Genomic DNA, 21,990 nt, shown 5'->3' with positions numbered 1-21,990 from the left:
TCGGACCGGATGAGCCGAGCGCCGCGCTCGAGCGCGAGTCACGGTCGTCATCGAACCACCCGTTGCAGTCGATCCGCATCGACGTCGCCTTCCATCGTCGCGTTACGTCTGATACCTGTCGGAACGGTACAACTCCGTCCGTGCCGTATGGCGAATCCACCCATCGATCGAAGCGAATGTTGAAACAGAGAGTAGCTATAGAGCGCGCAGAATTTCAGAGGGAGCGTAACGTGAGTTTTTCAGGTCGCCGGAGCGGGTTTCGGCCGACTTACTCACGTCGTGCGATCGAGATCGACCGAGAAGCGATCGGGATGGTTCACCGCTGAGTTGGCTACTGGCCGCAGACGATCGCTGTCCGGACGTTCGACCTGGGATCGCGCCGTTCGTCGAGTTTCATTACAGCCCGTCCGTGTCGGACAACCAAAGTTTAGTGACGATCGATCCCGAACCGGGGAGTAGCCTGCCATGCCCTCTGTACCACTCGCGATCGACGCGAACGGATTGACGAAGCGGTTCGGGTCCGCGACCGCGGTCGACGGCGTCGACCTGTCGGTCGAACCCGGGACGGTGTACGGCTTTCTGGGACCGAACGGGGCCGGAAAGACCACGACGATGCGGATGCTGACGACGCTCACGCGACCGACGACCGGCGAGGCCCGGATCGCCGGCGACCCCGTCACCGACCGAGACGCCGTTCGCGACTCGATCGGCTATCTCCCCGAGGAGCCGCCCGTCTTCGACGAACTCACGGGCCGGGAACAACTCGAGTACGCGGCCCGGCTCCGCGACGTCCCCGCCGAGCGGGCCGAACGCCGGATCGACCGCTGGCTCGAGCGCTTCGGGCTGACCGACGACGCCGGCAAACGGATGGACGACTACTCGAAGGGGATGCGCCAGAAGGTCGGCCTCGTGCAGGCGCTGTTGCACGAACCCGAGGTCGTCTTCCTCGACGAGCCGACCAGCGGCCTCGATCCCCGGGCCGCCCGGACGGTGATGAACTCGATCGCGGAGCTGGCCGACGACGGCCACACGGTGTTTCTCTCGACGCACATCCTTCCCGTCGTGGAGGAACTGGCCGACGCCGTCGGCGTTCTCTCCGGTGGCCGCATCGTCGCCGAGGGCGAGCCCGGCGAGTTGACCGCGCAGGTAGAAAGCGAGACCGACTCGACGCTCGAGGACGTCTTCCTCGCGGTGACGACCGATCACGGAGCGGCGGCGGCCGAAGGGCGATGACCGCGTGGACGCACGTGCGAGCGATCGCGCACGTCGAGCTTCGGCGGAAGTGGCGCGCCACGCGAGAAAACGCCGGTCAGTTGATCGCGATCGCGTTCGTGGCGCTGTTTTTCGTCCCGTTCTCGCTCGGCGGGATCGTCGGCGCGTACGTCTTCGGCGCGGCGATCGCGTCCGGAACGCTCGAGACGCCCCTCGAGTGGGGGACGATCGTCTTCGGCTACGCCTGGATCGTCGTCGTCGCCTTCGGCGGCTACCGCGCCTACGCGACGGCGTTGCGCCCCGACCGTCTCGACGGGCTCCTGACGACGATCTCGCATCGCGAGCTGCTCGGCGGGATCACGCTCTCGGAGGTCCTCCTGTGGGGGGTGCCGGCCACGACGTACGCCGCGGCGGCGTCGCTCGCGTTCGCCGCCGGCGCGCGGTCGCCGATCGCGGCACCGCTTTCGTTTCTCGCCGTCTGTCTGTCGCTGTCGACCGCGCTGTCGGTCGGTTTTCTCATCGCGCTCGCGATCAGAAACGCCGGCATTCGATCGCAGCTGCTCACGCGGTTGCGAACGCTCTTTTTCGTCGGGTTGGCGATCGCGTACCTCGGGCTCATCTACACGCAAAACTTCGCGGCCGTCCTCGAACCGGTGTTCTGGCTGCTCGAGCCGACGCCGGTCGGCTGGTACGGCGATCTGGCGCTGCTCGGAACTGCGCCGCAGGCCTCGATCGGCCGTGGAGTCGGCGCGGTGGTCGCGAGCGCCGCGATACTGCTCGCGAGCATGCCGGTGCTGGCTCGCCTCGCAGCCTGGCTCTGGTACGCCGACGGCGTTCACGTCGAGTCGGAGACGAACGCGACGACCGACGCGGGGTCGACCGCCGAATCGCGACTCGACCGGTACGTTTCGCGACCGATCGCCGGCGTCGTCCAGACCGACTGGACGCGAGCGCGCCGTTCACCGATTACGCTCTCGTTCGTCCTCTACCCGCTCATCGTGTTGATCAATCCCGTCATTACGGTGATACAGACGGGAACGATCGGGCGCTCGTTTCCGCTGTGGATCGTCCTCTGTGGGGTCTGGATCGCCGGTGCGCTGTTCACGCTCAACGTCGTCGGGAACGAGGGGGCCGTCCTTCCCGCCACCCTGTTAGGCGTCGATCCCGGACGAACGCTCGTGGGGGGACACGTGCTCGCGGGGGCGCTTCTGGCCGGCCCGGTCGTCGTGGTGACGACGGCTGCGCTCGCGATCCTGAGTCCGCATCCGATCGAAACCGCGGGGACGCTCACGGCGAGCGCTGCGGTTCTGGTGGCCTGTGCGGGTCCAATCGCGTCCGGAATCGGCACCGTTTTCCCCCGGTTCGACGCGGTTAGCGTCTCCCGAAGCACGAAGGCGATCGTTCCGAGCACGATCGCCTTCGGCGTCTACTCCGTGGTCGTCCTTCTCGTCGCCGCCCCGACGCTCGCCGCCCACAGCGCGCTGGTCGGGGGCGCGATCGCGTCTGCGTTCGACACGTCCCGAGTGCTCGTGGCTGTGCTCGGCACGGCTGGAACGGGGTTTCTCGCGGCCACCGTCGGCCTGCTTTCGGCCCGGCACGCGATCCGCTCGATAGAGCGGTTTCACTTCGACTGAATCGCGGGCCGGGGTTCCACACCGGCCGCGGACTCCGACGACGCCGACGTCTCCGTGGACTCGCCGAGCGTGCGTTCCCGGACGCGTCACTCGAGATCCGCGCCGACGGCGTCCTCGACCGAGGAGAAGCCGTCGCGCTCGAGCATCTCGACGAGCGTTCGATTGATTCGCTTCGCGGTCGACGGGCCTTCGTACACGAATCCGGTGTACAGCTGAACGAGCGACGCGCCGGCTCGAATCTTTTCGTAGGCACGTTCGGCCGAGTCGACGCCGCCGACGCCGACGATCGGCACGTCGCCGTCGGTGTGTTCGGCGATCGAACGGATCACGCGCGTCGACGGATCCGCGAGCGGGTCGCCGCTCAGACCACCCCACTCATCGCAGCCGTCGGACGTGAGGTTCTCGCGCTCGATCGTCGTGTTCGTCGCGACGATTCCGTCGACGCCGTACTCCCGTGCGATGTCGACGAGTTCGAGGATGGAGTCGATCGTCGAGTCCGGACCGATCTTCACCAGGATCGGCTTCCCCTCGTCGTTTTCCGCCTCGAGCGTCTCGAAGATTCGTCTGAGATGCTCGGGGGAGGACTCCCGAAACTCGTCGGGCGTGTTCGGACAGGAGACGTTGACGACGACGTAGGAGGCGTACGGCGAGAGCCGATCGAAGACCCGCCGGTAGTCCTCGATCGCCTCACTCTCGCTCGAGGTGTTCATCTTCCCGACGTTCACTCCGAGAGGGATCTCCGGCAGTCCGTCGCGCTCGATGCGGGATCGGACCCGTTCCATCCCGTGGCCGTTGAACCCCATCCGGTTGACCATCGCGCGGTCCTCTCGCAGCCTGAAGAGGCGGGGTCGTTCGTTTCCGGACTGGGGATACGGCGTGACGGTGCCGATCTCGACGAAGCCGAAGCCGAGCGCCTCCAGCGCGTGCGTCACTTCGGCGTTCTTGTCGAACCCCGCGGCCATGCCGACAGGGTTCGGAAACGTCGTCCCGAAGCGCTCCACCTCGAGAGCGGGGTGTTCGTACTGGTAGGCGTACGACAGCGCCGCCCGCGTCGGCATCGTCGACTGGGCCGCCCGGAGCGTCCGCTTGCCGACGTTGTGGGCTCGCTCGGGCGGAAGTTTGAACGCGAGTGGCCGAACTCGCGAGTACAGCGTCATTGTGGTTGACGGTACTGTGCAGGGACGGTACGTAAACGTCTCGAAGACCGGCGGGAACCTGGGTACGTGATGGCACACTCGACGGATCGGCTTCCTCGCCCGACTCGAGAGCACTCCGATCCGTCGATCGTTTCCGGTTAGCTGTCGTGAACATCCGGCAAAAGACGCCGAAACCGGGTGAGAGCCAGCGGATAACGAAATCGTTTTCCTGCGGGTGCCGCTTGAGTCGACTAACAGCCGGAGCCATGAGTAATCAACGACGGTCGCCAGGAGGAAAGAACCGTGGCGGGTAACCGCGTGCTCGTGCCGCTGTCGGACACGGTGACCGTCCGACAGACCGTGAGCTACGCCGTCCGGTCCGGACTCGAGGACGCCGATTCCCTCGAGGTCCACCTGGTGGTCGCGCTCCCGCACGACACCGAAGTACCGGAAGGGGACGAGCAACGCGAGGAGGCGAACCAGCTCCTCGCGCGGGCCAGACGCTGGCTCGCGGAGGACGCCGGCGACGCGGACGTGACCGTCGAGTCCGCGGTGCTGGGCGACGACGAGTACCTGTTCGGCCCCCGCGACTACGCCGACGCGTTCGAGGAGTACGCCGACGAACACGGCGTTGACCTCGTCGTCATCGATCCCGAGTACAAGCCCGGCGTCACGTCGTCTATTCTCCAGCCCCTCGAGCGCGAACTCGACGCGGCCGGACTCTCCTACGACGAGGCTGCGGTCGAACGACCGGCCCGCCACGAGCGGCTGGTCGGCGAAGGCACCGAACGCTTCGATCGCTACTTCGCGCTGTTCTGGATCTCCTTCGGCTTCTACCTCGTACTGGGCGATCCGACCTACTGGTTCGATCTCGTGACCGGCGTCGCGGTCGCCGGCATCGTCTCCGCCTCGCTCGCGAACGTGACGTTTTCCTTTCCGCTGGACCGAATCGAGTCGCCGATTCGAACCGTTCGCTTCGCGTTCTACGTTCCCTACCTCATCTGGGAGATCGTCAAGGCGAACGTCGCGATCTCGGTCGTCATCCTGCGTCCGTCGATGCCGATCGCGCCCACGATAACGCGGGTGAACACCCGGGTCAGGAGCGGACTCCCGCTGCTCGCGCTTGCGAACAGCATCACGCTCACGCCGGGGACGCTCACCGTGAGGGCAAACGACCAGCGCCTGATCGTCCACACGCTGATCCCGTCGGCCCGGGAGGATCTCTTCGACGGCTCGCTCGAGCGCGCCGTCCGGTTCGTCTTCAACGGACGCGAGTCGGCCAGAATTCCGTCGCCGCGCGAACGCGGCGACGCCGAGATTATCGGAGGTGACGAACTGTGATCCCCGCGGGCGTCTCGATCGAGGAGATCTTCCTGCTGGCGGCCGCGCTGTTCGTCGTCCTCGCGATCGTGATGTTCTACCGGGCGGTCGCCGGGCCGACGACCCAGGATCGGCTGCTCGCGGTTAACGTGCTCGGAACGAACACGGTCGTCATCCTCGCGTTGCTCGCGGCTGGACTCGACGAGCCGTGGTTCCTCGACATCGCGTTGATCTACGCCCTGTTGAACTTCCTGATGGCCGTCGCCATCTCGAAGTTCACCGTCGAACGGGGTGGTGTGCTGTGATCGAGGCCGCGCGCTTCTGGGCGATCGTCGTCCTCGTCGTCGCCGGGCTGTTCTTCACGTTCGTCTCGGCGGTCGGCGTGATCCGCCTGCCCGACATCTACGCCCGCGCTCACACCGCCTCCCAGACGGACACGCTGGGTGCCGGCCTCGCGCTCGCGGCCGTCGCGCTGGCGCTCGGCTGGCAGCAAGCGTCGGTCTACACCGTCCTGTTGCTCTTTTTCGTGTTCATCACGAACCCGACCGCGGCCCACGCGATCGCCCGCTCGGCAGCCGAAACCGGGATCGAACCGGTGACCGCCGATTCGGCGACCGACGACGGGAGCCCGGACTCGGGTACCGGAGCGCCGGACCGGAACTCGAGCGAACCCGACGCCGGCTCCGACGTCGACGGAGGTGAGACCGCGTGAGCGCGATCGCCTACACGCTCGTGGTGTTCATCCTGCTCGCGGCGCTGGCGACGGCGTTGTTCAGGGACGTCCTCTCGGCGATCGTCGTCTTCGGCGCGTACAGCCTGGGGATGGCGATCCTCTATACCTTCTTGCTCGCGCCGGACGTGGCGATGACCGAGGCGGCCATCGGGGCCGGCGTCACGACCATCCTGTTGCTGTTGACCATCGCGCGCACGTCCCGGCCGCCGACCGACCGGCTCTTCGAGCGGATCCACCTGCCGGCGGTCGTCGCCGTCGGCGCGTTCGTACTCGTCCTCTTTACCCTGCTCGGGGACATGTACGCCGTCGGCGATTCGGACGCGCCGGTCTGGGGCTGGGAGGCGCTCGAGACGACGCCGTCGGTCTACTACGTCCAGGAAACGTTCGCTGATACCGGCGCGCAGAACGCCGTCTCGGCCGTGCTGGCGTCCTACCGAGGGTTCGACACCTTCGGCGAGGCGGTCGTGGTCTTCGCCGCCGGCGTCGCCGTTTTGCTCGTGTTGAAACGGGAGGTGTTCACGTAATGTCTCGCACCGATACCTACGACGATACCTACACCGAGAGTCAGGTGATCATGACGTCGGTCAGGATCATCGCACCGTTTACGCTCACCTACGGCATGTTCATGAGTCTCCACGGTGCCGACACTCCCGGCGGAAGCTTCCAGGGCGGCGCGATCATCGGCGTCACCGTGTTGATGCTCGCGTTCGCGTTCGGCATCGAACCCACCCGCCGCTGGCTGAAGAACTCGTTCGTCGTCGGCCTCGTCACCGCCGGCGTCGCGATCTTCATCGGAACCGGTCTCGCGACGATCGCACTCGGCGGGAACTTCCTCGAGTACGACGCGTTCGTCGAGACGTTCGGCATCGCCCACTACTGGGGGATGGAGGCGATCGAGGTCGGCGGCGTCGCCCTGATCGTCGCCGGCGTCGTCATCACGCTCTTTTTCGCCACGGCCGCTGGCTTTACGCCCGACGGTCGCGGCGAGGAGAGTTACCAGGCGGAGGTGACCGACGATGATTGAACTGCTGGCGTCCCGGTACGCGTACGCGCTCATGTTCGTCCTGCTCGGGGTCGGGCTGTACATGATGATCGCCAACGAGAACCTCGTGAAGAAGCTGATCGGCGTCAACCTCTTTCAGACCGCGATCTTCCTGTTTTTCGTCGCGGTCGCCTACGTCGAGGGCGGCTCCGCGCCGATCGTCCCGGCCGATCCGAACCCCGGTGAGCTCGCGATGGCCAGCCCGCTACCACACGTCATCGTGCTGACCGCCATCGTCGTCGGGATCGCGCTGACCGCCGTCGGCCTCGCGCTCATCGTCCGCATCTACGCGGAGTACGGAACCCTCCGCGAGGACACCCTCCGCGAGGTGCGTGCCGATGAGTAGCGTCGAGTTGCTGCCGGCGCTGCTGGTCGCCGTGCCGATCCTCATGGCGACTGTTCCGATCGTCCTCGGACTCCGATTCGACCGGACGGGCTGGTCCGTCACGGCGATCACGACCGCCGGCGTGTTCGCGGCGACTGCGTACCTCGCGGCCGACGTCTACGCGACTGGCCCGGTCGTTCACGTCCTCGGCGGCTGGGACGAACCGCAGGGGATCGGCATCGAACTCGTCGCCGACGAGTTCTCCGCGCTGATCGCGCTGCTCGTCGCCGCCACTACGGCCGGGTTGCTCGCGTACACGCGCGCCGGCGGCCCCCGCGGAAACACGTTCTACGCCGGCTACCTGCTGTTGACCGGCGGGTTGCTCGGGCTCACGATGACCGGCGACGTCTTCAACATGTTCGTCTTCCTCGAGATCGTCGGGCTGGGAACGTACGCGATGATCTCGAGCGGCGACGGCCCCGAGTCCGCGGTCGCAGCCCTGAAGTATCTCATCCTGGGCACCGTCGGCGCGTCGCTGTACCTGATCGGCGTCGGCTTCCTGTTCATGGCGACCGGCGCGTTGAACATGGTCGTTCTCGGCGACCTCGTCCCGGAGCTGATGGCCGCCGAGGGCGAGCCGACGCTGCTTCGAGCCGCCTTCGCGTTCATGTTCGTCGGCTTCGCGCTGAAGGTCGCCCAGTGGCCGCTGCACACCTGGCAGCCCGACGCCTACCAGCACGCACCCGACGGCGTGACGCCGCTGATCGCCGCGCTCGTTTCGACCGTCTCCGCGTACGCGCTCGGGCGCGTGATGTTCACCGTCTTCGGACCGGAGTTCCTGACGGCCACGCCGTACCTGACCGAGATCGTCGTGACGGTCGGTGCCGTCAGCGTCGTCGCGGGCAGCACGCTCGCAGTGGTCCAACTCGACGTCAAACGCATGCTCGCGTACTCGTCAGTGTCGCAGTTCGGCCTCGTCGTCGCCGCTTACGGCCTCGTCACGGAGACCGCGCTCCTCGGCGCGATCGTTCACCTGATCGGCCACGGGATGATGAAAGCCGGCCTATTCGTCGCGGTCGGTATCGTCGCGCTCGGCTACGGCGCACGAACCGTCGACCAGTACGCCGGCCTCGCTGACGAGCGCCCGGTCACCGCCGCCGGAATGGCCGTCCTCCTGATCGCGCTGGTCGGCATCCCGCCGTCGATCGGCTTCATCGGCAAGTGGTACATCGCCGTCGGAGCCGTCCAGGCCGAATCCTGGCTCGTCGCCGGCGTCATCTTCCTCAGCACCATGCTCACGCTGGCGTACGCCGCCAGACTGCTCGAGAAGATGTACTTCACGCCGGCGTCGACGCTCGAGTCGCCCCACGCGCCCGAGGCGGTCGCGACCGACGGCGGCGACGTCGACGCCGACGAAGCACCGGCGGTCGCCGGAGACGGCGGACTGCTGAGGGAGTCGGCGCGTCGGGGTTCGCCCGGTGCGGTTTCGTTCGGAATGCTCGCGGTTCTCGTCACCGTCACGGTGACCGCAGTCGTCCTCGGCTTCGCGGGCGGTGCGTTCGGTGACCTGCTCGAGCCGTTCGTCTCGGAGGTGTTCAACTGATGGCAGAAGAATCCGTCCTGCCGCTGGCCGCCGTTCTCGTCTCGGCCGTCGCGGTATTTCTGATCGTCGCGTCGTATCGCTACCCGAACGTTCGCGAAGGCTGGTCGGTGCTTGCCGCGCTGGTCAAGTTCGGAATCGTCGCGAGCATGCTCCCGGGCGTCATGGACGGTACCGTCTACGAGTGGAGCCTCGCCGACTCGCTCGGCGTCGAGTTCCTCGCGGGAATCGACTTCGTCCTGCGTGCCGATCCGCTCGGAATGCTCTTTGCGATGCTCGCGAGCTTCCTCTGGATCTTCACGTCGTTTTACGCCGCGGGCTACATGCGCGGGCTGGACGAACACGCCCAGACCCGATTTTTCGCCTCGTTCGCCGCCAGCCTCTCGACGGCGCTGGGGATCGCGTTCGCGGGTAACCTGGTGACGATCTTCATCTTCTACGAACTGCTGTCGCTGGTCACCTACCCGCTGGTCGCCCACAACGAGGACGACGAGGCCCGCATCGCTGGCCGGAAGTATCTCGCCTACACGTTCTTCGGCGGCGGGGTCTTCTTGCTCGCAGGCACCGTCCTCGTCTACTGGCTCACGAGCGGCGTCGATCCCGCCGGCGAGGGAACCCTCGCGTTCGAAACCGGCGGCATCGAACTGCTCGCGGAGGCGGCCGCGGCCGAACCCGTCTTCGCGCAGGCCGCCTTCTTCCTCCTGATCGCCGGCTTCGGCGTCAAAGCCGCCGTGATGCCGCTTCACTCCTGGCTTGCCGACGCGATGGTCGCGCCGACGCCCGTCTCCGGGCTGCTCCACGCCGTGGCCGTCGTCAAGTCCGGCGCGTTCGGCGTCGCGCGGGTGATACTCGAGGTGTTCGGACCCGGACTCATCCACGACCTGCCGCTTTCCGTGCCGGGCGTCGGCGAGGTCGGGCTGAACGTTCCGGTGGCGATACTCGCGGCGTTTACCCTCACCGCGGCGAGCATCATCGCGCTTCGAAAGGATCACTTGAAGCGCCGGCTCGCGTTCTCGACGACGGCACAGCTGTCGTACATCGTGCTCGGGCTCTCGCTGCTTCACCCCTACGCCGTCCTCGGGGCGCTCTTTCACATCCCCGCGCACGCGTTCGGCAAACTCACCCTGTTCTTCTGTGCGGGGGCCGTCCACGTCGAGACCCACACCGACTACGTCAGCGAGATGGCCGGCATCGGCAAGCGGATGCCGCTGACGATGTCGGCGTTCGCCATCGGCGCGGCCGGAATGGCGGGCATGCCGCTGATCGCCGGCTTCGTCAGCAAGTTCTACATGCTGATCGGCTCCGGCACCGTCGGCGGCGGCTACTGGCTCTTCGCCGCCGCGTTGATCGTCTCCGGCGTTCTCAACGTCGCCTACCTCTGGCCGGTCGTCTACACCGCGTTCTTCGAGAGCGAACAGCGCCACGACGCCAAACCGCTGCTCGAGTTCCCGCCGGGCGGCAAGCGGGAGTCCTACGACGCGGTCGCGACGGACGGCGGCGAGCGAGTTGACGACGATGACGACGAACGCGCTCCCGGCGGCCAGCCTCGGCCCGTCGACGACGCCGAGGGAGACACGGAAGCGAAGGGAGCGGGCACGCCCCTCGAGGACGACGAAGACGACGACTACGAGTACGCCGTCGATCAGTATCCGAGCGACGCGGACGTTCCGGGCGGTCGCGGCGACCACGAGGACCACGCCGACGACCACCACGACCACGGCGACCACCACGGTGGGCCGCCGGCCGGCGGCTGGGAGCGCCGGTCGCCGTTCGCGGAGAGTACCTGGCTCATGATCGCCCCGATCGCCGTCATCGCGACGGGCGCGGTCACCCTCGGCGTCGTCCCCGACTACGCCGTCTTCCTCGAGCTCGCGATCTACATCGTCGAGGGAGTCTTCGACGTCGACTCCTTCGACGAACTGGGCGGCCTCTCGCTGGCCGAGGCCGTGGAGGTGATCGACGAATGATCGAACCCGAGCTGCTAACGTACGCCTACCCGCCGCTACTCGTCTTCGCGGCGGCGCTGCTCGTGCTCGTGTTGCCGAGAGCGCTCGGCTTTGCGGCCGGGGCGCTCTCGCTCGCGTCCGTCGTCGCCGTTGCACTGTTCGCACCGGAGGGCGCGCACCTGACGACGACGTTCCTCGGCTTTGCCGACGTTCAGCCGTTCTACGTCGACGAGTTCACCCGGATGGTCGGCGGCGGGCTGGCGTTCCTCGGTACCTTCGGCGTGATCTACGCCTACTCGAGCGACGCGCCGCGGGTGATGGCCGCGTTCGCGCTTGCGTACGTCGCGTCGGCCCTCGGCGCGGCGTTCGCGGGCGACTGGCTCGTCCTCGTGTTCATGTGGGAGATCATGGCGCTGACGAGCACGCTGCTCGTCTGGCACCACGGCGGCGACGCGGTCCGGGCGGGCTACCGGTACGCCATCGCCCACGGCATCGGCGGCAGTCTGGTGCTGTTCGCGGTGATCGCCCAGTACGCCGTCACCGGCTCGTTCGCGATGGTCACGGACGCCGGGGAAACGGTCGGCATGGCCGACGGCCTGCCGCTGTTGCTCGCCGTCCTCGGCATCGGCGTCAACGTCGCGTTCGTCGGCTTCCACACCTGGCTGCCCGACACCTACCCGCGGCCGCACTTCGCCGCGTCGGTGTTCCTCGCGGCCTTTACGACGAAGACGAGCGCGTACGTGCTCTTCCGGGCGATCCCGGACGGCCACCTGTATCTGGCGTACATGGGCGGCGCGATGGCCGTCTACGGCGTCGTCTTCGCGCTGCTCCAGCACGATATGCGCGCGCTGCTGTCGTATCACATCCAGGCCCAGCTCGGCTACATGGTCGCCGGGATCGGGATCGGCACGGCGATCGGGGTCGCCGGCGCGATGGGACACCTGTTCAACAATATCCTGTACAAGAGCCTGCTGTTCATGGCCGTCGGGGTCGTCATCTACCGCACCGGCGAGAACGACCTCTACAAGCTCGGCGGGCTCTGGCGCGAGATGCCGCTGACGGCGATCGCGTTCGCGATCGGCGCGCTCTCGATCACCGCCGTCCCCGGCTTCAGCGGCTTCATCAGCAAGGGGATGGTGCTCGACGCTGCCGACCCCCACTACTACGGCGCGCCCGAGTACCAGGCGCTGTACTGGTTGCTGTTCATCGGCGCGATCGGAACCTTCCTCTCGTTCATCAAGCTCGGCTACTACGTGTTCCTGCACGGACCAGCCGAGTACACCGTCACGGACGCGACGACCGGACAGACGGTCGCGATGTTCTCCGTCGGCGGAGCCTGCGTCGTCCTCGGCCTGCCGGCGGTCGGCTGGCCGGTGTTCGCCGACCTGCTGCCGCTGGTCGACGGCGTCACGGTGACGGAGATGGACACGGCGCTTACCCCCTACAGCGCCGGCCACCTGACCGACGCCGCGATCTTGATCGCCGTCTCCGCCGTCGGCTTCAAACTCATCCGCAAACCGCTCTCGAAGATCGACTACTCCGACCCCGCGCTGATCGTCAACCCGGCGTCGTACTACGTCGGTCGCATCTCGATGCTGTCGGTCACCGAACTGTACGCCGCCGTCGACGCCGCCGTCGTCGGCTTTGTCACACGTTGCTACTGGGTCGGGAACAACCCGGCGCTGGCGGCCGACGAAGCCGCACGACGGCTCCCGATCGTCGACGTCGAAGAGCGTCAGCCCGCCGACGGCGGCCGTCCCTCGAGGATCCACCTGCGGATGAGCATCGGCACCACCGTCCTGCTGTTGACGATCGTGCTGACGGTGATTCTCTGGCTGCTCGTCGTCTGATCCGATCAGGTGTGACGATTTACGGTGCAATCAGGTAGTAATGACTCGCGAGGGTCCGGACGAGGAGGCGCTTCGATCGCGCTCGACCGTTCGCGCTTCGCACGACCCGTCAGCCGCTGCTCAGTTCGTTTCGGATTCCGCCCCGGTTTCCTCGGGTGCGCTCGAGTCGGTTCCGGACCGGAGATCGACCGGAACCGCGATCGAACGCTCGCGGACCGACGTTCGCAGCGCCGGCTTCGAACCGCTCGCCTCGTCTCTGGTCACCTCGTCGTCGGAATCGCCCTGGACGCTCCGGGGCGTGAGGTAGTCCCCGTCGACGTCGACGTTCGCGTCCGAACAGAGGCGTTTGAGCACCGAGCGCGCGCCCTCCGTCGTGATCGCCGGGGGCGCGATCGCCCGCTCTCGAGCGAGTTCGGTCGCCGTCCGGTCCTCGAACATCGCCTCGATTTCGTCGTCCGCGTGGCCGCGCTCGCGAAGCCGTTCTCTCACGTGGCCGGCGATCGACGGCGCGTGGCGGGTCGGAAACAGCGGCCAGTCGTTCGTCGGCGGGTCGAGCACGACGCGATAACGCCGCAGCGGCGTCCGGGCTCGAGCGAGCAGGCTCACCTCCTCCGTCCGCTGTGAGCGACCGAGCACTCGTATCGTGCCGGTGTAAAAGTCGACGTCGGCCCACGTCGCCCCGCTTCGCCTGTCGTCTTCGGGAACGCGAAACAGTTCCGAGCCGCGGGCGCCGGAGTGGGCGAGCACGGCGACGAGCGCGTACTCGCGCAGCCTATTTCGTCGCTCGTCCGGATCGACGCCGTCGGCCGTCGACTCGAGCGCCCGATCGCGGACGTACGCCTCGAGCCGACGCCGACGGTCGTCGGTCCAGCCGTCGTCGGCCGACTCCGCCGGGGCACTCGGGAGAGCCGACTCCGCCGTCTCGGTCGCCGCTGGGTTCTCCGGGATGATCCCGCCGCGGACGCACCACGAGAGGAACGCGCGGACGACGGCGAAGTAGGTGCGGGCCGTCGACGCGGTGTACTCGCCGCGGTCCGCCCGCTCTCGAAGGTCGAGGGCGTACGAGCGCGCGTGATCGGCCTCGAGAGAGCGCAGGGATTCGACGCCGTGTTCGCGCTGTGCCCACGTCGCGAACCGTCTGAGGATCGATTCGGCGTTGGAGGCGTAGCTTCCCGCGCCGGGCCCGTCGGGGTCGCCGACGGCCTTTCGCTGGAGGTAGGCGTCGACGGCGTCCGCGATCGCGACGTCGCTCACGGTACGTCCACCTCGCGGTCGACTCGAGAGCCGCGCGACGGGCCTCGGCGGGCCGCCCGCGGGAGCGACCAACGGTGCGTGACGAACCGGGCGACGGCGGTCCCGCGATCGACACGAAGGTACATCCGTTCGTTCGATACTGTTTCACGGCGCTAAATCTGTGTTTCGGTCGGTGGTGAAGCGCTCGAGCGCTCCTCACTCGAGGTAGCCGAGATCGGCCAGCCGCCGCTCGACGGCTTCGTCGTCCGTCGAGACCGAGGACGCTCCGTCGAAGCGCGGGTACGATCGGGAGTTCGGCGCGTCGACGCACGGGAGCGGACGGCCGTCCATCCGTTCGTCGAACGGCACGCCGAGGGTCGCGAGGACCGTCGGCGCGACGTCGAAGAGGTGTGGATCCCCCACGCCGGCCGCGTGGTCGACGTCCCGACCGCGGGCGGCGAACGTCCCCTGGAGCTTGTGGTTCCAGGGCTCGGTCGGCGGACCGAACCGTTCGCCCCGGAGGGACGCCGACAGAAAGTGTTCGAACTCTGTGGGGACGGTGACGACGTCGACCGCGTTCTCGCTCTCCGGTCCGTGGAAGTATTCCTCGCGCGGGCGCACCGACTCGAACAGCGGTTCTCCCTCCGGCGTCGTGACCGACCGAAGCGCGTCGATGAGCTGCGTACGGACGACCTCGTACTCTTCGGCCGGAACGACGCCGTTCGGCTCGCGTCCCTCGAGGTTGATCCGAACGCCGAGTTCGATCCGCGACCTGACGTAGGCCGCCGACGCCGGGAAGTCGACCTGCGTCGCGCCGGCGCTGACGAGTCTCGACGGGGCGCGTTTGGCGACGACGCCGTCGAGGCCGAGTCGCTCGAGTACCCCGGCGATCCGCTGGCTCGTCAGTCCGACCGCCGCCGCACCGGCCATCGCCCGCTCGCCGAATCCTGGTTCGTACTCTCCGGCGTCGACGCCGTCTTTGAGCGCGCCGTCTCTGACCGTCGCCCACGTCGGCATCCCGTCGCCGCCGCGTCTGATCTCGACGAACCCCTCGTCCCGGAGGAACTCGTTGACGCGAAACTCGGTTCCCCCGTACGGCCCCATGCCGTGGTCGCTCGCGACGACGACGTTGTCCGGCTCGTGTTCCTCGAGAATCGCCTCGAGCTGGCTGTCGAGTTCCCGGTAGATCGACCGGATCGCCCCCTCGTTTTCGGGTTCCTCGTGGAAGATCGAGTCGGTCGCCTGAAACTCGAGGAAGCCAAACTCCGGATCGTAGCGGTCCGCGAGGTATCGAAACGCTTCGCCCCGCATGCGGACGCAATCGCTGTAGGCCGCGCCGAGGTCGGCCGCGTCCTCGTCGGGGTAGACGCGGTACTCGCCGATCGCATCGCGGACGTCCGCGAGCAGTCCGTCGGGGTGACAGTCCGGATTCTCGGGGGCCGTATAGCCGGGAATCAACGCGCCGTCGAACGCGCGCGGCGGGTGGGTGACGGGAACGTTGACGACGACGCTCGTGATGCCGTGTCGGTCGAGCAGCTCCCACAGCGTCCGCTCGCGGACGTCCGTCGCGTTCACCACGTCCCAGTCGTAGCCGTCGAACGAGAGGAAGCCGAACACGCCGTGTTTGCCGGGATTCATCCCGGTGTACAGCGACGGCCAGGCGCTTGCCGTCCAGGGCGGGATCTGGGACTCGAGCGAGCCGGAGGTCCCGTCGCGGTAGATCGACTCGAGCGTGGGAACCGCGTCGTCCTCGAAAAGCGGTGCGAGCACCCGATCGCAGGCGGCGTCGATGCCGACGAGCAGGGTCCGAAGGGAGGATCCGTCGTTCATCGTCGACGACTCCACCGGCTCGTCCCTTGGTTATGCGTCGTGTTAATTCGTGGAATCCGACGCCTTCGGATCGGCCACCGACGCCTTCGCGCCCGCAGGCCGTGACGAACTGACCGGAAGAACGGACTGCTGGCGCCTCACTTCACGTTGTCGTACAGCGACGCGACCGTCCGCATTCCCCACGAGCCGTACTCGAGGCTGTAGTAGGTCCGGAGTTCGGGGTTGAACTTCGCCTTGTACCGGTTGATTCGCCGGGTGTCGGCCCCGACGAGGTCGTACGTCTCGAGCCCGGCCTCGAGTCCGTCTTTCATGATCGCCCAGTCGAGCAGGTCGTTCGTCGGCACGTCGACGTCGGCGTCGGTCCGAACGCCCCCCATCCAGCGGCCGGTTGTGCCCCCGTACTCGAGAGCGAGGATACCGCCGACGAACTCGCCGTCGACGCGGAGCGCGTACGGACGAACGTGCCCGTTCTCCGATCGGTCCGCGAGCTCGAGGACGAACTCCACGGGGACGTCGAACCCGATTCCCTGGGACTCGTAGCGATTCTGTACCTGCTCGTGGATCAGTCGGATCTCCTCGGTTCCGCCGACGGTTACCTCGTAGGCGTCGTCGTCCGTGTTTCGGACGTTGCTCCGGGCGTCGCTGCTGAACGACATCAGCAGGTCGTCCGCCGGTACGGTCAGATCGACCGCGTACGTGTACTCCGGCGTCGACTCGTAACCGCTCCACTTGAACGGCCGCGCGTCGTCGAACGCCGTCGACGTCCGGACGTGGCCGTACTTCGGACTCAGCTCCGAGCTGATCCACTCGAAACAGCCGTCCATGAATCGCTGCCGACGTCGCTCGCGCTTTCGCTGTTTCAGTTTCTCGAGGTTCAACAACGCGGGACCGAGGTACGGCACCCGGAGGTGCGGCGGCGGGGAAAACGCCGTCGTGACGAACTGCTTTCTGATCTCGAAGACGGGAAACAGCCCCACGACCTCCTGGCCCTTGAACCCGATCAGCGGGTGGAGCGTCGCGTCGGCGTGTTCCGCCTGGACGCGAAGCGCCTCGAGTTCGTGACACAGCGTCCCCTGCGGAGAGCGTCCGACGTACTCGTTCCAGCGCTCGAGGTCGTCCGCCGTCGCGACGCGTACGTCGACGCTCACGGTGACACACCCCAGATGTTCGGCCGGTCGGCGACAGTGATCGGGCGCTCGACGATATCGATCGCTCGGTATCCCATACCCGACGGGTCGACTCACGAGCACTTTGTAAGGCCCCTGTTTCCGCCCGTCGGTGGCCCGATTCGGACGGTTCACGCCGCTCCGGCGGGACGGGAGCCGTTTCGTCGGACGGAACGGTCCGTCAGCCGACGCTCGGTTCGTCGGCCGGCGAAACGACCGGCTCGAGCACCTGCCAACGCGGTTCGGGAATCGCGGGTGAAAACGCCGAAGTGGCTCGAGAATCGCGGGAGAAGACATCGAGGTGTCTCGAGAATCGCCGGCGAACGCGACGCCGCGTCAAAAATCGCCGCATAGAACGCCGCGTGCGTGGGCTCGTCGATCGTACGGCCTCGGTCGTTTCGGCGGAAACCGCCTCGAGTTCGCCGAAACGTCGGTTATGCGACGAGTAACTATGCCCGGACCCCTCGAGCAGCCGATACCTACCGAATAGATGAAAGACCGCTCGACCTCAACGTTTCGGCCGTACACGACCGTCCGACAGGGAAGTAAACACCTCGCCGCACAGCTGCCGACCGACCTGGTCGGCGTCATCGGATTCGTCACCCTCGCAGTCGTCCTGCTGACCATCGTCGACGTCTCGAACCCGCTGATTCGGGCCGGGATCGGATTCCCGTTTCTCTTTCTGGTTCCCGGCTACGCGACGGTCGCAGCGCTGTTTCCCCGCGCTCACGCCCACCGCGAATCCGTCACGACGCTCCCGCTGAGAGGCGGCGGCGTGAGCCCGATCGAACGCGTCGCGCTCGCGTTCGGGCTGAGTTTCGCGGTCCTGCCGCTTCTCGGGCTGGCCATCGCCGCCGCGTCGTGGGGGTTCTCCACGTCCGTCGTCGTCGCGGTGATCGCCGGATACGCTCTCGTCGCGGTCTGGATCGCGGCGATCAGGCGGTCGCGCGTCCCCGTCGAAGATCGGTACCGGTTCAGCCTGCTTCGAAGCCTCGACACCGCATACGCGTCGATCGTCGGCGCTCGGACGACGGTTCACACCGCGGTCAACGTCCTCCTCGTGGCGAGCATGCTGATCGCGCTGACGTCCGTCGGCTACGCCCTGGTCGCACCACAGCAGGGCGAACAGTACACGAGCCTCGAGATTCTCACGGAAGACGACGCGGGCGAGCTCGTCACCGCCCATCCGGACGAAATCGAGTCCGGCGCGTCGATCCCGCTCACGGCCGCCGTCGGAAACCACGAGGGCACGGACGCCGAGTACACCGTCGTCGTCCAGGAACAGTGGCTGAGCGACGGCGACGTCATCGAGCGAACCGAACTCGATCGGGGTGAGTACGCGGTGAGCGCCGGCGAGACCGCCCACGGCGACCACGACGTCGAACCGGTCGCCGAGGACGGCGACGTCCGGATCGCGGTGTTGCTGTACGAGGGTGACGACGTCCCCGACACGCCGACGACCGATAACGCCTACCGATACGGCTACTTCTGGACCGAAGTCGTCGACGACGCGGACGTCGAGGAGTGACCGACGGCGACCCGGGGGGGAACTGGTTCGTGTTTTCGCCGCGTTTTCCGCTCGGATCGCGCGATCCGCGACGCTGTCGGACGATTCTGTGACCGACGTGATCGGCGAGATTGTCGTCGGTGAAGACGGTATCTCGTTGCTTACCATCAGCAATCGGTGAATAACAAGGTCCGTTATCCGAAAACGGACGCAGCAGCTTCGAATGTCATTTCATCACGCCGCGGCCGCCGAGCCGTTTCGGAAGCTAGCCCTCTCGATGGGATTCGTCGCGCTCGCCGTGGGCGTTTTCGTCGCCCACTCCACGCCCGCGACAGGCTACGAACTGTCGATTTACTCGATGACGCCGTCTCCGGTCTGGGCGGCACTCGGCGTGGCGCTGTTCGTTTCGCTCGCCGTCGCTCTCGCGCCGTCGTCGATCGACGGCTGGGGGAACCGGCCGTTCGCCCTAGTTCTCGGCGGGCTGGTCGTCACCATCGTCGCCGGACTCCCGATCGTTCGCGGCTATCACTTCTTCGGCCACCACGACGCCCTGACGCATTTCGGCTGGGCGCGAGGAATCGCCGACGGATCGATCTCCCCGTTCAGTTTGTTGTATCCGGGGATACACACGGTATCGACGTTCATCACCGCGGTCGTGGGAATTCCGATCTCACACGCGCTGTTGCTCGTCGTGTTGCTCTCGACGGTCGCGTTCGTGATCTTCGTTCCGCTGACCGTCGGAACGATCGCACCCGATCCGCTGGCCGTGGTAATCGCGGCTTTCGGCGCGTTCTTGCTCCTGCCGGTGACGACCATCGCGACGTTCATGCAACCACACGCGATGACGCAGACGATCCTGCTGTTCGCGCTGTTCGTCTACCTGCTGGTGAAGTACGTCACCGCCGACGACGCGTCGGGCGCACTCGCGTTCGCGTTCGCGCTCACGGCCGCGGCCGCGGTCGTCTACCATCCGCAGTACGTGGCGCACGTCCTGGTCGTCTGTCTCGCGATCTGTGCCATGCAGTTTCTGTTTCCCCGAATACCGTTCGTCTCGAGGACGGCCGTCGTTCGACGGATGGCCGGCCACCGCCGCCTGTACGGGATGACCGCGTTTCTGATCGGTGCGTTCGCGTTCTGGTCGGCCAACCACGGCTTCTTTTCGGGGTTCGTCGAACGGGCGTTCTCGTCCGCGCTCGCGTACCTGTTGACCGGCAGTGGCGAGGCCGGCGCGTCGATCACGGCACAGGGCGGCTCCCTGGCGGCGATCGGAGCGAGCCTGGGCGAAATCTTCTTCAAGCTCTTTTTCCCGCACCTCGTCGTCACGGCGCTCGCGACCGTCCTCGTTCTCGCCGTCCTGTTGACGGGGCGTCCGCATCGATACCCCGACGTTCCGGCCGTGACGCTGTATCTGGCCGCCGGTCTCTTCGGCCTCGGCGCGCTGTTCGTCGTCTACTTCGTGAGCGTCACCAACGAGATGTACTTCCGGGTGTTCGGGCTGATGATGGTCTTCGGTGTGATCCTCGGCTCGCTCGCGCTCCACGAGGCGATCCTGTCGCTTTCCGCGCGGCTGTCGTCGAGGTCGGTTCGGACCGTCGCCGTCGCCGTCCTCGCCGTGTTGCTCGTACTGTCGCTCGCAACCGTGTTCGCGTCGCCGTACGTCTACAGCCAGTCACAGCACGTCTCGCAGGCCCAGATGCACGGCTACGAGACGTCGTTCGAGTCGGCAGAGGACGGCGTCGACTTCGCCGGCTTCGGCGCTGCGCCGAACCGGTACGCGGACGCGATCTACGCCGCGGAGACGCGTACGGGTGCGCACGCGACAATTACTCCCGAAACGTTCGACGAGGGACCGGCGGAGTTCTACGGAACCGATCGATACCTCGTCGTCTCCCAGCTCGATTACGACCGCGAGGTGGGTGCGTACCAGGGACTCCACTACAGCGAGGGCGACTTCGACTCGATCGAATCGCACTCGGACGTCGATCGCGTCCACGCCAACGGAGAAGTGACGACCTACCGCGTCCGGGCGTGACCGCACCCCGGTCGACCGACGGGTGAAAGAGCTGGTCGGGTTTCGAACGACGGTCGGAACGCGGTGAACCGATCTTTTCGCGGACGGTCGGGACGATCCGGTTGTCGAAGAGTGGATGAACGAACTCAGGAGAAAGACGCGAACGCGCGCTTCGGAATGAATCGGATCGCGCCGTCGTCTCGGTCCGTGTTGTAGGGGTTTACGAACACGCCCCTGGACGGATCGCTCTCGAGGTAGACGTAGGCGTTCGCCTTCGGAACGAGCCCCCGAGGGTTCAGCCGATCGGCCGGCACAGTTCGCTTCCGGTACGCGAGGAGTTCGTGCCAGTCGGTGAAGTTGGACGCGGACGAGGCCGCGACGACGGCCGCCCGATCCGAGTGAACCGACTGGCTCTCCGGACCGGTGCTGTCCGCGCCCGCTTCCATCGCCGTCGAAAAGAGCACCCACAGCTCCCCGTCGACCGTGATCGTCTCGGCGTAGTACACCGAACTCGAGACGTCGTGGACGGTCTCGGGTGTCGGATCGGCGTCGCCGAATCGGTCGCGCGGGAGCTTTCGGATCGCCTTTCGCTCGGTGTAGACGCTGTCGACGCCCCAGAGGACCGCGTCCGGTGTGAACGCGAGCTCGACCGCCCGCCAGGACTGGTCGCCGCCGCCGACGACCGAGAACGTCCCGTCGCGCAGTCGTCCGATCGCACACTCCGAGTCCGCGTCGCCGGTCGTCACCCACAGCTCGCCAGTGTAGGGGTCCGTCCGAACGGAGTGAACGTGGCGAACGCCCTCGAGTTCGACGGCGGTCGACCAGGTTCGACCGTCGGCGGACTCGAGCACTCGCGGCGTCGCGTCGCCGTCGAGGGGGTACTCGCCGAGGTAGACCGACCCGTCGTTCGGACAGACGGCACTCGGGAGGACGCCCATCGGTGCCGACGAATCCGGGAGCGTCTCGACGATGTCCCAGCGACGGCCGCCGTCGTCCGAGTGGAACAGCCATCGGTCCGCGCTCGCGAGCAGCGCGTCGTCGTCGATCGACCAGACGTTCACGGCCGGAAACCGACCGGTGGCCGCGGTCACCAGCGACCGAAACGGCGGCGTCGTTTTCAGTCGGTAGCCGATCCCCGCGGACGCCGGAACGGGAAGCCGCCGACTCCGCTCCTCGCGGAGCGGTCCGGTCGCAGCGATCCAGTCGGCCGGCGGGCCGTCGTCGGATCCGCCGTCGGTCCCGGGCCCGAGCGTGCGCTCGATCTCGAGGCCGCCGTCGGCTCGTCGGTCGTCGGTCGGTTCGCGAACGCGGTCGAACTCGAGACGGATCGATCGCCCCGACGTCGCGAGCACTCGCCCGTCGTGAATCGTCTGTAGTTTCATTGGTCGAGAAAGCGGGTTTCAGTTCGTGCGGTTTCGACGCTCGATTGGCGCTTTGTAATCCAT

18 protein-coding genes are annotated in these 21,990 nt (G+C 67.0%); 13 read left to right on the top strand and 5 right to left on the bottom strand.

Annotated features, from left to right (window positions below; genetic code table 11):
- Window positions 1-465 precede the first annotated feature (465 nt).
- On the top strand, window positions 466-1,233 hold the full coding sequence (locus EA472_RS10120) for an ABC transporter ATP-binding protein (RefSeq protein ID WP_124191398.1): 768 nt from the start codon (window positions 466-468) through the stop codon (window positions 1,231-1,233).
- Entirely contained in the window at window positions 1,230-2,846 is a 1,617-nt protein-coding gene (locus EA472_RS10115) for a hypothetical protein (protein ID WP_124191397.1), read from the top strand. Before EA472_RS10120 ends, EA472_RS10115 begins: the two co-directional genes overlap by 4 nt.
- Window positions 2,847-2,932: 86 nt before the next feature.
- On the opposite strand, the gene EA472_RS10110 is transcribed toward EA472_RS10115, so the two are convergent.
- On the bottom strand, window positions 2,933-4,003 hold the full coding sequence (locus EA472_RS10110) for a quinone-dependent dihydroorotate dehydrogenase (RefSeq protein WP_124191396.1): 1,071 nt from the start codon (window positions 4,001-4,003) through the stop codon (window positions 2,933-2,935).
- Between the two features lie 282 nt (window positions 4,004-4,285).
- Here EA472_RS10110 and EA472_RS10105 point away from each other — a divergent pair, with 282 nt between their 5' ends.
- The 9 genes from EA472_RS10105 to EA472_RS10065 are packed head-to-tail and all read left to right on the top strand — an operon-like array spanning window position 4,286 to window position 12,798.
- Window positions 4,286-5,323 (top strand): monovalent cation/H+ antiporter subunit E, encoded by a 1,038-nt coding sequence (locus EA472_RS10105; RefSeq protein WP_124191395.1) that lies wholly within the window; start codon window positions 4,286-4,288, stop codon window positions 5,321-5,323.
- Window positions 5,320-5,607, top strand: a complete 288-nt coding sequence (locus EA472_RS10100) for a cation:proton antiporter (protein ID WP_124191394.1) — start codon at window positions 5,320-5,322, stop codon at window positions 5,605-5,607. The genes EA472_RS10105 and EA472_RS10100 overlap by 4 nt, the downstream gene beginning before the upstream one ends.
- Window positions 5,604-6,014: a monovalent cation/H(+) antiporter subunit G gene (gene mnhG / locus EA472_RS10095; protein WP_124191393.1), complete on the top strand. Its 411-nt coding sequence runs from the start codon at window positions 5,604-5,606 to the stop codon at window positions 6,012-6,014. The genes EA472_RS10100 and mnhG overlap by 4 nt, the downstream gene beginning before the upstream one ends.
- Window positions 6,011-6,559 (top strand): DUF4040 domain-containing protein, encoded by a 549-nt coding sequence (locus tag EA472_RS10090; RefSeq protein ID WP_124191392.1) that lies wholly within the window; start codon window positions 6,011-6,013, stop codon window positions 6,557-6,559. The genes mnhG and EA472_RS10090 overlap by 4 nt, the downstream gene beginning before the upstream one ends.
- Window positions 6,559-7,059 carry an MnhB domain-containing protein gene (locus tag EA472_RS10085; protein WP_124191391.1) on the top strand — a complete coding sequence of 167 codons (501 nt, stop codon included), beginning with the start codon at window positions 6,559-6,561 and terminating at the stop codon, window positions 7,057-7,059. The genes EA472_RS10090 and EA472_RS10085 overlap by 1 nt, the downstream gene beginning before the upstream one ends.
- Entirely contained in the window at window positions 7,052-7,423 is a 372-nt protein-coding gene (locus EA472_RS10080) for a cation:proton antiporter subunit C (RefSeq protein WP_124191390.1), read from the top strand. Before EA472_RS10085 ends, EA472_RS10080 begins: the two co-directional genes overlap by 8 nt.
- Window positions 7,416-9,005 carry a proton-conducting transporter transmembrane domain-containing protein gene (locus tag EA472_RS10075; RefSeq protein ID WP_124191389.1) on the top strand — a complete coding sequence of 530 codons (1,590 nt, stop codon included), beginning with the start codon at window positions 7,416-7,418 and terminating at the stop codon, window positions 9,003-9,005. Before EA472_RS10080 ends, EA472_RS10075 begins: the two co-directional genes overlap by 8 nt.
- Window positions 9,005-10,969, top strand: coding sequence for a proton-conducting transporter transmembrane domain-containing protein (locus tag EA472_RS10070; RefSeq protein ID WP_124191388.1), 1,965 nt, complete (start codon window positions 9,005-9,007; stop codon window positions 10,967-10,969). The genes EA472_RS10075 and EA472_RS10070 overlap by 1 nt, the downstream gene beginning before the upstream one ends.
- Window positions 10,966-12,798 carry a Na(+)/H(+) antiporter subunit D gene (locus EA472_RS10065; protein WP_124191387.1) on the top strand — a complete coding sequence of 611 codons (1,833 nt, stop codon included), beginning with the start codon at window positions 10,966-10,968 and terminating at the stop codon, window positions 12,796-12,798. Before EA472_RS10070 ends, EA472_RS10065 begins: the two co-directional genes overlap by 4 nt.
- Window positions 12,799-12,918: 120 nt before the next feature.
- Here EA472_RS10065 and EA472_RS10060 read toward each other — a convergent pair whose 3' ends face one another.
- From EA472_RS10060 to EA472_RS10050, 3 genes are all read right to left on the bottom strand, one after another.
- Window positions 12,919-14,052: a tyrosine-type recombinase/integrase gene (locus EA472_RS10060; RefSeq protein ID WP_124191386.1), complete on the bottom strand. Its 1,134-nt coding sequence runs from the start codon at window positions 14,050-14,052 to the stop codon at window positions 12,919-12,921.
- Window positions 14,053-14,247: 195 nt separating this feature from the next.
- Window positions 14,248-15,861, bottom strand: coding sequence for an alkaline phosphatase family protein (locus EA472_RS10055; RefSeq protein ID WP_124191385.1), 1,614 nt, complete (start codon window positions 15,859-15,861; stop codon window positions 14,248-14,250).
- Window positions 15,862-15,998: 137 nt separating this feature from the next.
- Window positions 15,999-17,009: a GNAT family N-acetyltransferase gene (locus tag EA472_RS10050; RefSeq protein ID WP_124191384.1), complete on the bottom strand. Its 1,011-nt coding sequence runs from the start codon at window positions 17,007-17,009 to the stop codon at window positions 15,999-16,001.
- A gap of 508 nt (window positions 17,010-17,517) precedes the next feature.
- Here EA472_RS10050 and EA472_RS10045 point away from each other — a divergent pair.
- Both EA472_RS10045 and EA472_RS10040 read left to right on the top strand, forming a co-directional pair.
- Entirely contained in the window at window positions 17,518-18,555 is a 1,038-nt protein-coding gene (locus tag EA472_RS10045; RefSeq protein WP_124191383.1) for a DUF1616 domain-containing protein, read from the top strand.
- 202 nt (window positions 18,556-18,757) lie between these two features.
- The gene (locus EA472_RS10040) at window positions 18,758-20,566 is read left to right on the top strand and encodes an MFS transporter (RefSeq protein ID WP_124191382.1); all 1,809 of its coding nucleotides are present in this window, start codon (window positions 18,758-18,760) and stop codon (window positions 20,564-20,566) included.
- 125 nt (window positions 20,567-20,691) lie between these two features.
- On the opposite strand, the gene EA472_RS10035 is transcribed toward EA472_RS10040, so the two are convergent.
- Window positions 20,692-21,927, bottom strand: coding sequence for a glycosyl hydrolase (locus tag EA472_RS10035; RefSeq protein ID WP_243637823.1), 1,236 nt, complete (start codon window positions 21,925-21,927; stop codon window positions 20,692-20,694).
- Window positions 21,928-21,990: the final 63 nt, after the last annotated feature.

The sequence above is a fragment of the Natrarchaeobius oligotrophus genome (assembly GCF_003841465.1).
Taxonomy (GTDB): Archaea; Halobacteriota; Halobacteria; order Halobacteriales; family Natrialbaceae; genus Natrarchaeobius; species Natrarchaeobius oligotrophus.
Note: the sequence above shows the minus strand (reverse complement) of the source record. Positions and strands in the feature narration are given on the sequence as shown.